The following is a 12,207-nucleotide window of genomic DNA, read 5'->3' on the forward strand; positions in this document are numbered from 1 at the left end:
TATTTAATATAAAAATTTTTGGCTTTTTGAGTTACTATCTTTAAAAAATGAAGTTATATTTTAACTCGCTGGAAGCACCTGTACAATATAGGAAGTAGAGAAGATTTGTTGGAACGTTTCTTTGTTTACGACTAACGTATCAAATTCGTAAGTTCCCGGTTCTGTAAAGGTGGTACGTAGAAAATCGCATTGTAATTCATTATTAACGTCTATATCAAAAACAATGGTCCCACCTGCGAAGGAAACATCAAAGAATTCTCCCGTTTCTGGGTCGTATTGTTGAGCTTTAATGTTTGCTCCTTGATTTGGTTTAGCTAATGATGCAAAAACAGTAACGACACTTGGGATTTGATCTGAAGTAGCTTGAAAGCAAGATAAATATCCGTATTGACGATTTTCGATTACGGTACTTGGTAGAGTAATATAAGTTGAAACAGAAATTGTGATCACCCCCCCTTTGAATGAATTACTATATTATATTCAAAACAGCGATTGGACTGTTGTCCCATCAATTAATGGACTGTTTCTTCAATTTTAGAGGAATGTAATAATGTGTTTGGAATAGAAGAACCCCAGCTATATTACGGTAGCCAGGGTCTTCGAATCAATCTATTCATCTATTTTCTTTAAGTCAAACTTTAATTTAAGATCTATCAAATAATTTAGGTCATGCTGTTTCGTTGTAACAATAAACAATTCATTTATCGAAATAGGTATCGAATGAATCAATACCTTATATTGATTATTTTTATTTTTTATTGGAATAGGTGCTTCGTTTGTCCTGTATGATATTCCACTCTCATCTTCCAACCATAAATTATTAATTTGATCATATGCATTATCTTCTTCAACTTCCACGGTCAACGTGATAATACTTTCTTTTTTAACTACGTTTATTATAGAAATATGTCCAAGATCTCCTTGAGAAAGTGTCTGTTTTTCTCCATCCCACTTTGTATAAAGTCTTTCAGGACTTGAATGATGATTAGATAAGAACTCTTTATATGTGTCGATTTTTGTTTGTAATAGCTTTTCTGTTGTATATAAATTTTCTATTTGATTATGAGTGCTCTGTTTATGATCCTCTAAAAGCTGTAATCGATCGAGTGTCGTGTTCTCACCTTCTCTAACTAAACAAGCATATTTTTTTATTTGAGATTTAGGCATTTCGGTTTCTTTTAGTTTGAGAATAAACTGTATCCATGTCAGATGTGTTTGCCCATACACTCTTTCCCCATTTTTATTACGTTTAGGTTTGATGATTCCCTCTTTTTCATAATACCTTAGTGTATGTGTACTAATGTTCAAGGCTTTGGCTAAATCGCCAATTGTATACATATTCTTTCCACCCCCATCTGGAGGTTATCCCGCATAAGATGACACTTGTACTCAAGAAAGACGGTCATTTCAAATAGGAAAGACCGTCTTTTTCCAAAGCTATTTCAATTCCTCTTCTTCAAAAAGAAAGAGTTCTTCTACAGGTGTGTCCAAAATTCTTGAGATCTTTACAGCTAATTTTAATGAAGGATTATATTCTCCTTTTTCTAAAAAAACGATGGTCTCTCTTCTGACTCCTGCTTGTTTTGCAAGTTCAGCTTGTGTTAACGAATGCCTTGCTCTCATCTCCTTCATTTTTGTAATCATTCAGTAATCCTCTTTCTCATGATGAGTAAATGCCCCCAAAATAAAAGGACCATACCGCCTAAACCAAACATAAGAAGATCGTCAAAATCTAGATAGCTTTTAAAAGCGAACAACCCTAGCCATAAAAATAAGGAATAGAAATAAGAGTAACCAGCAGCAAATAGTTTGATTTTTTTGGAGCGTTCATCACTTCGAGGAATCCCTTGTTTTGTTTCTCGCCACAATTGAATAATGATCGGCACAACAATAACAAGCACGAGTAGGGAAAGTCCACCTAAAAGCCAAGCAAATGTCGTATCACCAGCTTGAATGAAATTCATGGCTTCAAATCCAATTCCTAATAAAAGTAGAAAAGAAAGTCCTACTGTAAAGAGAAGTACATATTTGTTTTGCATTTTCATCCCTCCTATGTTAAAAATAATTAACTTCGTGTTATAAATATATAACATAATATTCATTATTGCAATGGGTAATAGTCAAAATATTTATTCTTTTACTTTTGAAATTAAAGTAAAATGACCTTAGCGTTTGAGTATAATAGTGGAAAGGGGGAGAAGATGATGGAGCACAAACTGTTTAAATATATGACAGAATTTACTTCACTTCGTGTTGAACAGCAACAAGCGATTATGGAAGATATCCAAATAAAAGAGTATAAAAAAGGAACCGTTCTCCTTACACAAGAAGATGTTCCTAGAAAATGTTATTTTGTGTTAAAAGGTTGTATTAGACAATACTCAATTAATGAAGAAGGAAAAGAGTTTACTTCGAATTTCTATACAGAAGACCAAGCAATTGCAAATTTTAATCGTTATAAGAAAGAGAAACAATCAGAATATTATTTGACATGTTTAGAAGACTGTATTTTGGTTGTTGGCGATCTCGATACAGAAGAGAAAATGTACAAGAAATACGCTGGGCTCGAAACGATGACACGTAAAATGGTCGAAAAAAATTTAGGTGAAGTTCAAGATGAATTTGCTGAATTCATTGCTACAACTCCTGAAAAACGGTTTAAGACTCTCTTACAAAAAAGACCCGAACTAATCAATCGTGTACCTCAATATCAGTTAGCAAGTTATTTAGGAATGACACCAGAGTCATTAAGCAGAATTAAGAAGAGAGTTTCAGATGGTAAAGTCATGTAGTGTTAGCCATGCTTCCCACCTTTTGCGAGTAACCAAAGACCAAATCCTATTTCACCAAGAATCATTGGGATACTAAAAATATACTCAAATAAAGTAATGACATCGTTAGCTTCAGAAAGAAAAGTGTATCCAAAATGAATGGTTATGTATCCTATTGAAGCAATGATTAGTAGGACACTTATCACCTTAGGAATATTTCTTGATTGATAAGTTAAATACCCGATAATCAATAAATGTCCTCCAAAGATGATTAACCCAATTGACCAAACATAATCAAACGTATTCAATAACAGCAATACATATCCTTGAATTTGTTCAATATTAAAAGAAATTAGAACTTCTGGATGAACTGTAACCATCAAAACCAAAATTAAACACAGGATAGCTACTCCTAATATTGCTGAATAAATGAGGCGAAACCAAGCTCCAAGCAATGAAAGGGGTTGATGGACTGGCTTTAGAAAGAAATAAAAGCCCCAAGCGACTAAAACGTCACAAATAAGAATCAAAACCCATCCGAAAATTCCAGCTTTAAAGAGCATTTTAGATGATTGGATGTTATGAAGTGTGGTAGCAGCATCATGAGGAACAACTAATTCACTAAGCACATAACCATATGAAAAAAAGGCAGCAAATGCCATGATGAATAGTGTAGTTCCCGCTGTTAAAGCAGCTTTTCGCCGAGCAGATGTTTCTGTTACAACGTTAGACATTAAATCATCTCCTTTTGTCATTCATTAGATTCATTTTAATAAGGATATCAATTGTTTTCATTGACTTAAATCAAGAGAGTGAAGGGTAATTACTGAAGCGAAACTTTCTCCCAGTCTATACACAATTAGAGTTAATTGGTAAAATGATTAATAATTTCAAAGGTGAAGGAGGACATATATGAATATTAGAAAGCTAGAATTAGATGAAAAACCACCTATTGATTTGCTTTTATTAGCTGATCCTTCTCATATGATTGTGGAAAGATATATAGAAAGAGGGGACTGCTATATCGCTGAAAAGGAGGGTGAGGCTATTGGTGTTTATGTGTTGCTTCCGACAAAGCCAAACACGATTGAGCTAGTAAACGTTGCAGTGAAAGAAACATATCAAAAACAAGGGTTTGGTAAACAATTAGTATTAGATGCTCTTAAACAGGCTGCTTTATGTGGGTTTAAAACAGTTGAAGTAGGAACAGGAAATTCGAGTATTGAACAACTAGCACTCTATCAAAAGTGTGGTTTTAGAATAAAGAGTGTAGATAGCGATTTTTTTGTTAAGCATTATCCACAAGTTATATATGAAAATGGAATCCAATGTCGAGATATGGTCCGGTTATCTATAGAGCTTTGAAGAGAGAGGGATTGGTTACTTGGTTATCAAAAGTGAAAACGATATTATTCAACTGGTTGAAAAAGATCAGTGGATGATGGATATCATAAGGTCTGTAAAGAGACTGCAATTACCGGATTGGTGGATATGCGCTGGTTTTGTTCGCTCAAAGATTTGGGATGTTCAGCAGGGGTTCACGGAGAGGACGAAGCTCCCAGACGTAGATGTGATTTACTATGATAAAAGTAATACCGATGAAAAAACAGAAAAAAAGATTAGAAGAAAAACTATCAACGATTCAACCTAATATCCCGTGGTCTGTTAAAAACCAAGCAAGAATGCACAAGATAAGTAATCTACTACCTTATTCATCATCAGAGGATGGAATATCAAAATTTCCAGAAACAGCGACAGCCTTAGGGATTAAATTGGAGGATAAAGATCGAGTCAAGCTCACGGCTCCTTGGGGAATAGAGGATGCCATTCGTTTAAAAGTGAAGCCTACTCCTATGTATTGTATCAATAAAGAGCTGTTTTTTATTTATGAAGAACGAGTGAAAAAGAAAAACTGGCAGTCTATTTGGAATAAGATTGAAATTTATTATTCGAATCATTCAATAGAATAATAACAACAGGAGAAACAAATCATGAATATGAAAAAGTATTTAGAATGCGGCTGTATATATGGAAAAACAACCTCACTAAGAATCGAAGTGGATGTGGCAGATCCGATCTGGTGTGATAAGTGTAGCTATAATTTAGAAATGGAAGAACTGCCACTTTCAAATCAACTAACAAGTGAAATTAATGATTGGGTAGCGTTATATGAACAATCAGTTGATTGGGAAAGTGATAGTCAAATGTGGTTCGATGATAAGCTTGCAGAAAAAATCAATCAAAAGGGAATAGAAATTACTAAACGAGTAAAGAAAGAATTAGCTGTAACTCCCTTTTTAGTAACATATAAACCTGTTTAGATTGTTTCTTTATAAATTGATCAAGTGGTGTGTCAATATGTTGAAAAACAGTGAAAAGGTAAGTGTGATGATCGTAACTCTTATATCAGCCTTTCTTTTCTTTGTAGTTATCATTTTAGCCTCTGCATCTCCTTTATCTGAGATGGGACGAAACGCTAACCAGTTTAACTCGTTAGGGATGTGGATAGCTATTGCTATGATCTTCGCTTTTTATATTATCCCATTAAGTATTTATATAATGGGAGTAGATGCGATGAAGTATGTGATGGCTATTTTTTGTGGGGTAGGGGTGCTTTGCAGTTTTTCAATCCTACTTACTGTTCTCATAGTTAGTTCCATAACTAAATTTGTTAATTCTTCATTATTAGGACTTGCGTTGGTTTGTGGACTATTCATTTTGAATAATATTTTCTGGTACTTTATCACTTTTCGATCAGCGATTAAAGAAAAGAAAAATCTGGCTGTGTAAATGATTTTTTAATGAGAGTAGGAGAATGTAGAAGGGATAAAAAAGAGCTAGTGTATATAGTTTTTAAACCAATTATAGATGTGGAATTTAAAAGGTTTAATAGATCTTTTTGTACAAAAAACAGGTACTCTTTAGGGGGGAGCACCTGCATCTTAGCGATATGGTTGAACTGACTGAACAAATAGTAACAACAAAATGATTATAACACATATTGATAATCATTATCAATGGATAATTGAGAATTAATTTCAACTCAACCTTCATTTCTTTATAATTTTTATTATCAAAGAAACTAATTAATCATGATAAGAAATGATAGTTCGAGGGGGGGGAATACAACATTGAACGTATTTTGGGAAAATAAAGAGGACATAGGAGCTGAACTATTAACGATAGATTACCAGAAAGCAACGATAGTAAGTGAGAGTCTTGTTCTTTTAGCGAAGACAGGAGCCTCATATAAACGATCCTATTTATTAGTACTGGGCAAAGATTGGTGTACAAGAAAAGTTGAAGTTTATGATCAAGAAAACAATGAAAATATATGTCTTCATTCCAATCGAGTTGGAAACTGGTTTCAAGGTGACAGTCATTTAAAGCAGTTGGATGGAGCTATTGATGTAGATATCTCCATCACGCCATTTTCAAATTCCTTACCTATTAATCGGTTGAAATGGGTGAAAGATCAAACAAGAACATTGGAAATGGTCTATATTAATGCTCTTTCTTTTGAAGTCGAAAAGATAGAACAGCAATATACTTATTTAGGGGAGTTTTCAGAAGGTAGGAAGTTTCAATACCGATGCAGAGATTATAATACTGTGATTACTGTAGACGATCACGGTTTAGTCCTTCAATATCCAGGTGTTTTTAATCGTAAGCTATAAGTTAAAAAAATAAAAGAAAAGAATAACAAAAAATAGACGCTACATTCCTTTTTGAACAATCTCTTTTAGGAAAAGCGTCTATTTTTTGCTTAATCTCTACCTCGGTGCAAGAGTCTATCACATTTCATACAAGCTTATCATAAGTTGTTATGGAGGAACATCCACAAAAAATATAAACGGAGTTGATTGCGTGTCATCATGTTGTACTAACTTCACAAAATTTACTTTGCCAGAAAACATTCAAGCTATGTTAGAAAAAGTTTACTTCATTGAATTAGAAACGCTTCTATTCAAAAATGCTCAATATCTTATGATTATTAATAACCGCAATAACAGAAAGTACTTTGTGCAAGTTTTAAATGAAGATATGGCCTATTTTGTTAATTTAAGAAGGTTAAATACAACGGAAAATACGGGAATATTTATTACCTCAAGTTCGTTTGCCATCGAGAGACCAGAGCGGGTAGCAAGGAAAATATGTCAATTGTTAGTTCAAGATCAAAAGGAACTAATCACAGACACTTATCCACCAGGGCTTTCCGCAGAAATTACTTGTACATTGCCTGTTGAAGTAGGGACAGGGAAATTTCCATGGCCAGATAACGTTTATGCTCCTTATGTAGGAACCACTTGTTGGCCTTATGTTGATTTAAGAGATATTTCAGATAACACAGGAGTTTTATATTTTATCTTAGGATTTGTCGTTGCTGATAGTGCTACTGATTGTACTCCTGGTTGGGCGACCTTTTTTGATATTTGTAATGTACCACAAATACTTGGTATTGAAGAAATAAGAAGTAGAGGAGGAGATGTGAGCCCTTCATTTGGTGGTCAGGCCAATACGCCCATTTGGACGTGTGCTTCTAATGCTGTGTCATTAGCTGGATGTTATCGAGATATTGTGGATCTGTATGACTTTAGAAGACTTGATTTTGATATTGAAGGTGCTTGGGTTGCTGATACAGAGGGAAATGAAAGAAATGCGGAAGCTTTGAGGATCTTGCAACTTGAGCTTCTTGAAGAGGGTATTGAAATTGAAATATGGCTGACCCTTCCTGTTGCTACTTTTGGACTTACGGCTGATGGTTGTGCACTTGTTCAGACTTATATAGATGCTGAGGTTGATATAACGGGAGTAAATGCTATGACCATGGACTTTGTACCCGTAGAGGAGGATATGGGTGGAGCATCGATTGAGGCACTTCTTGGCCTTTTTGAACAATTAAGTGACCTATACCCTGATAAAACGAGCGAAGAAATATGGCAAATGATTGGGGCAACACCTTTGTTCGGTGAGAATGATATTCCAGATGAAGACTTCAATTTAGAAGATGCGCAAGATATATTAGAATTTGCAGAGAGTGTGAATATGCGCTTGCTTTCGGGGTGGAGCATTAACATAGATGTAGGGGGATTTGATAATGAATACTCCGAGATATTTAATCAATTTACCAGTTCAGATGAGTAAAGGTTATATCATATCGAATAAAACAAAAGGGACTCTATAGAAGAAAGGTCCCTTTTTAATATATACAGTATCATAGGACAAGCAACTTTTACTGGACTGCTTTAAAATCAATTTCTGATAATAATATAGATCATATAGATTAGATAAGTTAAAACGAGAATTAGTCCTTCTGCCTTTCCAATTTTGTATTTCGTTCTTGAAAAAAGAAGTAATAGTAAGGTTAAAGCTAACATGATAAAAATATCTGTAAAGATCTTGTTTTCCACGGGTAAAGGGGTAATGGCAGCTGTCGTTCCAAGTACAAATAAAATATTAAAAATATTACTACCGACAATATTACCTAAAACAATCTCGCTTTGTTTTTTTATGGCAGCTGAAATGGACGTTACTAACTCTGGAAGAGAAGAGCCGATGGCAATTACAGTTAATCCTATGAGTGTTTCGCTTAAACCGAAAGAAAACGCTATCGAAGTTGCACTTCGAACGACTAATTCTCCGCCGATGATAATAGCAATAAGGCCCATAATCGTAATGCCAATATATTTCCCCCATGTTCGAGCAGGCGTCTTTTCCTGTTTGTTTTTTTCTTTTCTTTGTTTTCGACTACTCTTGGCAACTTCAAAAATATAGGAAAAAAAGATCAGAAGAAAAAGTAACAAGATTAGACCGTCACTATTGGATAACATATTTATATTGGAATTGCGAAAAAAAAGGTCACTGACTAAAACTAAAAATGCAACGCTACCGAGTAATGTAAATGGAATTTCTTTTTTGATCGTTTCATCTTCTACCTTCAGAGGAAACACCAACGCTGTTAGCCCAATAATAAGTGTCGTATTCAAAATATTACTTCCCACGATATTTCCTAATGATACACCAGCACTTCCTTCAATAGCTGCTAATATACTAATGGTTGCTTCTGGTGAACTTGTGCCTAAGGAAACGATGGTTAACCCAATAATTAATGGTGAAATATGAAGGGCACGAGCGATGTGAGATGAACCATCAACGAAAAAGTCAGCTCCTTTTATAAGTAGAACAAACCCTATTAGTAATAATAGATATGTCAATAATAACTTCCTTTCTCTATTCAACTTATCTTGCATTCAGTTTATCACAAATCAATTCAAAAAAGGTTTAAGAAAGTTGCTTGAGGTTTTACCGAGTAATAACGAAGAATCTAGTACTATCATCTTCTTAGAAGTTTCACTTTATGTGTTTTCTTAGAGAATAACCCTTCATATTGGATGATTTTGACTATCCATTTTTTTGCATGAGTTTTAACCGTAATAAATGAGAATTGAAGGTTTATGGAACGAACATATGTTTTTATTGTTATAGAATAATCACAATAAATTTAACGTTTCTACTCACAAGTAGAGGCGTTTTTTCTTTGAATAGGTTTGAGTTTTACTAAACAATATATTAAAATGTTTAGTATATAAATAAACAAATGGAGGTTTTGTTATTGTTTAAAGAGACTTTTTGGAATTCTACAGTTTCCGAGCTTGCACAAGGGTATGTTATGGATGAGGAGAGAGACGTATATCACTGTCTTATATGTCAAGCAAGCTTTGAAAATGGAGTTATATATCAAATGTCAGAGAAATTATATGAAGCAAAAAAAGCCATTTTAGTTCATATAAAGGAATCCCACGGCTCCATGTTTGACTACTTAATAAGTATGGATAAGAAGTATACGGGAATCTCCGAGCATCAAAAAGATATCCTTCAGTATTTAAAACAAGGGCTATCGGACAAAGAAATGGTTAAGGAGTTAGGAGGAGGGAGTACTTCGACCATTCGAAACCACCGTTTCAAACTACGTGAGAAAGAAAAGCAAGCGAAAGTTTTTTTAGCCATGATGATGTCATTAGCTGAGGGCAAGGAAAAAAATTCAGAGGAGTTTGTTTCCATTCATAAGGGGGCGACAATGGTGGATGATCGTTATGCAATTACAGAAGAAGAAAGAGAAAAAATACTCAAAACTTATTATAAAAAGGGACTCGAGGGACCTATATCGTCCTTTCCAAGTAAAGAAAAACGAAAAATTATCATTCTTCAGCACATCGTCAAGCAATTTGAAGTGCAGAAAGAGTATACAGAGTCACAAATCAATGAAGTACTCAAAAGTATTTATAGTGATTTCGTGACAATTAGAAGGTATCTTATTGAATATGGATTTATGGAAAGAAGTCAAGATTGTTCCAGGTATTGGGTGAAAAAATAAATATCTAAGGAATGGTCATGATTTTTAAGGTAGAAACTGCAAATTTTTACTTAACAAAGTTTGAGGTTTCATCTTCTCATGTTAATTGAGGTTGTTTTCTGATCAAACGTTTGTTTAAACTCGTCTATAAGGTGATCGAGTTCTTTGACAATCGACTCTTTTATTTGTTTGTGATTCCCAGTTTAATTGTCGCTTTAGAATGTATCATTGAAGTTTCAAATAAACGTTTGTTTAAAAAGAGTTTAGATTAAAAAGGGTAAATAAAACGTAAGTTGTGTATAAGAATAGCTGCTTTATAAGATCAGAAAGCATAGACTTTGTCCTTAATAAGACAGTGCTTTCACCGTTGTCTAGCTCCAGCGCCCAGCGGCGGGTAGAGATTTCGAAGCACACGACGTGCTAGCATCATCGTTAGCTCGAGCGACGCGGCTGTACTTAGATGATGGACTTACAAAGGGTTCCAGCTTTTCTATTCAGCGCCCTTTTCCCCTACTTTTTGAACACGCACTAATAGGATAAGCAAACACGTAAGGTGTGTAATAATAATAGCTTCCTTAGCTGTATAAAGAATAAATACATATTAATAGAATAGTTGGATAGCTACTTCATTTAATTTACATTTTATTTTTATGACAAAAGTGTTACAAGTGAATTTGTGAGCATATAGGACTATTTTAGAGTAACTAGGAGAATGTAGATTCATGTAAAGTGGTGTACCTTCAAACAGATATAAATAGTGAAATATGCTTGATTTTGATTTTTGTATAAAAAGATCATTTGTTATAAAATTCACTTATTGTCTAAATGCAAGAGAGATGTGAGGTGACTACAAGACATTGACAGAGGACGTAGTGTTAAAAGTAAAAGATTTAACGAAAATCTTTGGTAAACAGCATAAAAAAGCCCTTGAAATGCTGAATCAAGGAAAATCAAAAGGTGAGATTCTTGAACAAACAGGTTCCACCGTTGGCGTCAATAAGGCGAGTTTCGATGTAGTAAAAGGTGAAATTTTTGTTATTATGGGCTTGTCTGGTAGTGGTAAGTCAACACTTATACGTATGTTAAACCGGTTAATTGAGCCTACAAGTGGAGAAATACATATTGATAACGAAAACTTAATCGGAATGGACAAAGCTAAATTGTTAGAAGTACGCCGAAAAAAAATGAGTATGGTCTTTCAAAAGTTTGCTCTTTTTCCTCATCGTACAGTATTGGAAAATACTGAATATGGCTTGGAGATTCAGGGTGTGGATAAAAGCACCAGGGAACAAAAAGCGATGTCTTCTCTTTCTTTAGTTGGCCTAAAAGGCTATGAACATCAATACCCTTCTCAATTAAGTGGAGGAATGCAACAACGTGTAGGTTTAGCTAGAGCTTTAGCTAATGATCCAGACATTCTACTAATGGATGAAGCCTTCAGTGCATTAGATCCTCTAATTAGAAAAGAAATGCAGGATGAACTATTAAGCTTGCAAACTTCAATGAATAAAACCATTATCTTTATTACCCATGATTTAGATGAGGCTTTACGTATCGGTGATCGAATTGCCTTAATGAAAGATGGACAAATTGTACAAATTGGAACACCTGAAGAGATTCTTATGAATCCTGCTAACAGGTATGTAGAAAAATTTGTTGAAGACGTTGACCTATCGAAAGTGTTAACGGCGGAACATGTGATGATGTCCCCTGAAACTGTTCAAATCGATAAAGGTCCACGTGTGGCCCTTCAATTAATGAAAGATAAAAACATATCGTCCATTTTTGTGGTCGATAAGAAAAGTAGTTTGTTAGGACTCGTCACAGCAGATGATGCAGTAGACGCAATTGAATCTAAGAAAACATTAGAAGAAGTGATCATCAAAGAAATTCCAACCGTTTTAAAAGAAACAATGCTAACAGATGTTTTTACCATTATTTCTGGCACAAGTTATCCTGTGGCTGTAACCGATGAAAATCATAAAACTAAAGGTGTACTAGTTAAAGGTGCTGTGCTTGGAGGACTTGCAGGAAATGATGAACACATCAACATATCATAGCGTTGAAACATCAGGAGGTGAA

At 34.4% G+C, this 12,207-nt stretch carries 15 protein-coding genes and 1 pseudogene; 10 read left to right on the top strand and 6 right to left on the bottom strand.

The window, feature by feature from the left end:
- Positions 1 to 60: 60 nt before the first annotated feature.
- The 4 genes and pseudogenes from LC087_RS14970 to LC087_RS14985 form a co-directional block, all read right to left on the bottom strand.
- Positions 61 to 450: a hypothetical protein gene (locus LC087_RS14970; RefSeq protein WP_226540435.1), complete on the bottom strand. Its 390-nt coding sequence runs from the start codon at positions 448 to 450 to the stop codon at positions 61 to 63.
- Between the two features lie 534 nt (positions 451 to 984).
- Positions 985 to 1,338 (bottom strand): annotated as a pseudogene (locus tag LC087_RS14975) (MerR family transcriptional regulator); the annotation flags it as partial.
- 99 nt (positions 1,339 to 1,437) lie between these two features.
- Positions 1,438 to 1,644, bottom strand: a complete 207-nt coding sequence (locus LC087_RS14980) for a helix-turn-helix transcriptional regulator (RefSeq protein WP_226540437.1) — start codon at positions 1,642 to 1,644, stop codon at positions 1,438 to 1,440.
- Positions 1,641 to 2,039 (bottom strand): hypothetical protein, encoded by a 399-nt coding sequence (locus LC087_RS14985; RefSeq protein WP_226540443.1) that lies wholly within the window; start codon positions 2,037 to 2,039, stop codon positions 1,641 to 1,643. Before LC087_RS14985 ends, LC087_RS14980 begins: the two co-directional genes overlap by 4 nt.
- A 165-nt stretch (positions 2,040 to 2,204) precedes the next feature.
- On the opposite strand from LC087_RS14985, the gene LC087_RS14990 reads away from it, so the two are divergent.
- A complete protein-coding gene (locus tag LC087_RS14990) occupies positions 2,205 to 2,792 on the top strand; it encodes a Crp/Fnr family transcriptional regulator (RefSeq protein WP_226540445.1) in 588 nt (195 codons plus the stop codon).
- A gap of 2 nt (positions 2,793 to 2,794) precedes the next feature.
- On the opposite strand, the gene LC087_RS14995 is transcribed toward LC087_RS14990, so the two are convergent.
- Entirely contained in the window at positions 2,795 to 3,505 is a 711-nt protein-coding gene (locus LC087_RS14995; protein ID WP_226540447.1) for a DUF4386 domain-containing protein, read from the bottom strand.
- A gap of 178 nt (positions 3,506 to 3,683) precedes the next feature.
- Here LC087_RS14995 and LC087_RS15000 point away from each other — a divergent pair, with 178 nt between their 5' ends.
- The 7 genes from LC087_RS15000 to LC087_RS15025 all read left to right on the top strand — a co-directional run bounded on the left by LC087_RS15000 (position 3,684) and on the right by LC087_RS15025 (position 7,916).
- On the top strand, positions 3,684 to 4,136 hold the full coding sequence (locus LC087_RS15000; RefSeq protein WP_226540449.1) for a GNAT family N-acetyltransferase: 453 nt from the start codon (positions 3,684 to 3,686) through the stop codon (positions 4,134 to 4,136).
- Positions 4,137 to 4,155: 19 nt separating this feature from the next.
- Entirely contained in the window at positions 4,156 to 4,422 is a 267-nt protein-coding gene (locus tag LC087_RS19760) for a nucleotidyltransferase family protein (protein WP_371932607.1), read from the top strand.
- A complete protein-coding gene (locus LC087_RS19765; RefSeq protein WP_371932608.1) occupies positions 4,370 to 4,741 on the top strand; it encodes a nucleotidyltransferase family protein in 372 nt (123 codons plus the stop codon). The genes LC087_RS19760 and LC087_RS19765 overlap by 53 nt, the downstream gene beginning before the upstream one ends.
- A 21-nt stretch (positions 4,742 to 4,762) precedes the next feature.
- Positions 4,763 to 5,092, top strand: coding sequence for a hypothetical protein (locus LC087_RS15010; RefSeq protein ID WP_226540453.1), 330 nt, complete (start codon positions 4,763 to 4,765; stop codon positions 5,090 to 5,092).
- 40 nt (positions 5,093 to 5,132) lie between these two features.
- On the top strand, positions 5,133 to 5,561 hold the full coding sequence (locus LC087_RS15015) for a DUF5391 family protein (RefSeq protein WP_306019680.1): 429 nt from the start codon (positions 5,133 to 5,135) through the stop codon (positions 5,559 to 5,561).
- A 341-nt stretch (positions 5,562 to 5,902) separates the two neighbouring features.
- Positions 5,903 to 6,448: a putative glycolipid-binding domain-containing protein gene (locus tag LC087_RS15020; protein WP_226540457.1), complete on the top strand. Its 546-nt coding sequence runs from the start codon at positions 5,903 to 5,905 to the stop codon at positions 6,446 to 6,448.
- Between the two features lie 190 nt (positions 6,449 to 6,638).
- On the top strand, positions 6,639 to 7,916 hold the full coding sequence (locus LC087_RS15025; RefSeq protein WP_226540460.1) for a glycoside hydrolase family 18 protein: 1,278 nt from the start codon (positions 6,639 to 6,641) through the stop codon (positions 7,914 to 7,916).
- A 107-nt stretch (positions 7,917 to 8,023) separates the two neighbouring features.
- Here the strand turns inward: LC087_RS15025 and LC087_RS15030 are convergent, their stop codons facing one another.
- Positions 8,024 to 8,986 carry a calcium/sodium antiporter gene (locus tag LC087_RS15030; protein WP_226540462.1) on the bottom strand — a complete coding sequence of 321 codons (963 nt, stop codon included), beginning with the start codon at positions 8,984 to 8,986 and terminating at the stop codon, positions 8,024 to 8,026.
- Between the two features lie 383 nt (positions 8,987 to 9,369).
- Between LC087_RS15030 and LC087_RS15035 the strand changes: the two genes are divergently transcribed.
- Both LC087_RS15035 and LC087_RS15040 read left to right on the top strand, forming a co-directional pair.
- A complete protein-coding gene (locus LC087_RS15035) occupies positions 9,370 to 10,146 on the top strand; it encodes a DUF2087 domain-containing protein (protein WP_226540464.1) in 777 nt (258 codons plus the stop codon).
- Positions 10,147 to 10,982: 836 nt separating this feature from the next.
- Positions 10,983 to 12,185: a quaternary amine ABC transporter ATP-binding protein gene (locus tag LC087_RS15040; RefSeq protein WP_226540466.1), complete on the top strand. Its 1,203-nt coding sequence runs from the start codon at positions 10,983 to 10,985 to the stop codon at positions 12,183 to 12,185.
- Positions 12,186 to 12,207: the final 22 nt, after the last annotated feature.

Source organism: Bacillus carboniphilus, from assembly GCF_020524035.2.
Classification (GTDB): Bacteria; Bacillota; Bacilli; order Bacillales; family JAIVKR01; genus Bacillus_CC.

Excerpts from the sequence above, each read along its gene's own strand:
- LC087_RS15000 (WP_226540449.1), top strand. The coding sequence starts at position 3,684 with ATGAATATTAGAAAGCTAGAATTAGATGAAAAACCACCTATTGATTTG.
- LC087_RS14995 (WP_226540447.1), bottom strand. The coding sequence starts at position 3,505 with ATGTCTAACGTTGTAACAGAAACATCTGCTCGGCGAAAAGCTGCTTTA.
- LC087_RS14985 (WP_226540443.1), bottom strand. The coding sequence starts at position 2,039 with ATGCAAAACAAATATGTACTTCTCTTTACAGTAGGACTTTCTTTTCTA.
- LC087_RS15010 (WP_226540453.1), top strand. The coding sequence starts at position 4,763 with ATGAATATGAAAAAGTATTTAGAATGCGGCTGTATATATGGAAAAACA.
- LC087_RS14980 (WP_226540437.1), bottom strand. The coding sequence starts at position 1,644 with ATGATTACAAAAATGAAGGAGATGAGAGCAAGGCATTCGTTAACACAA.
- LC087_RS15035 (WP_226540464.1), top strand. The coding sequence starts at position 9,370 with ATGGAGGTTTTGTTATTGTTTAAAGAGACTTTTTGGAATTCTACAGTT.
- LC087_RS14990 (WP_226540445.1), top strand. The coding sequence starts at position 2,205 with ATGGAGCACAAACTGTTTAAATATATGACAGAATTTACTTCACTTCGT.
- LC087_RS19765 (WP_371932608.1), top strand. The coding sequence starts at position 4,370 with ATGAAAAAACAGAAAAAAAGATTAGAAGAAAAACTATCAACGATTCAA.